At 46.7% G+C, this 490-nt stretch carries 1 protein-coding gene; it reads left to right on the top strand.

Annotated features, from left to right (window positions below; translation table 11 throughout):
* A partial coding sequence (locus WG89_RS28755) for a ribosome-recycling factor (RefSeq protein ID WP_079254119.1) occupies positions 1–329 on the top strand: 329 nt, incomplete at its 5' end.
* Positions 330–490 lie beyond the last annotated feature (161 nt).

The following is a 490-nucleotide window of genomic DNA, read 5'->3' as shown; positions in this document are numbered from 1 at the left end:
ATGTTGAAAAAGCCATTCTGAAGTCCGATCTGGGTCTGAATCCTTCTACTGCTGGTGAGGTGATTCGTATTCCTCTGCCACCACTGACGGAAGAAACTCGAAAAGGTTATACCCGTCAGGCTCGTCAGGAAGCTGAGAACGCGAAGATCGCTATCCGCAATATTCGTCGTGATGCTCTGGCTGATATCAAAGAGCTGGAGAAGGAAAAGGAAATCAGTGAAGACGATGAGCGTCGTGCACAGGATGGTATCCAGAAGGTAACTGACCGATATATCGCTGCTGTTGATTCAGCGCTGGCCAGCAAGGAAAAAGATCTGATGGAAGTCTAAGGGCTTTCTCTTCTTTTTATAGGATTGCTCCTGATTAAACTCTGTTTAAAGAGTGGCGGATGACTTTACAGTGGCTGTCTGTTTGTCTTTTTAGAAAGGGTTTTAGGGCTTGGGAGTGAGTGCCTGGAGGAGCTTGCATTTTATTGTGAGCTCCTGCAAGG

Origin of the sequence: Endozoicomonas arenosclerae, from assembly GCF_001562015.1 — a bacterium.
Taxonomy (GTDB): Bacteria; Pseudomonadota; Gammaproteobacteria; order Pseudomonadales; family Endozoicomonadaceae; genus Endozoicomonas_A; species Endozoicomonas_A arenosclerae.
This window is presented reverse-complemented; position numbering and strand designations above follow the sequence as displayed.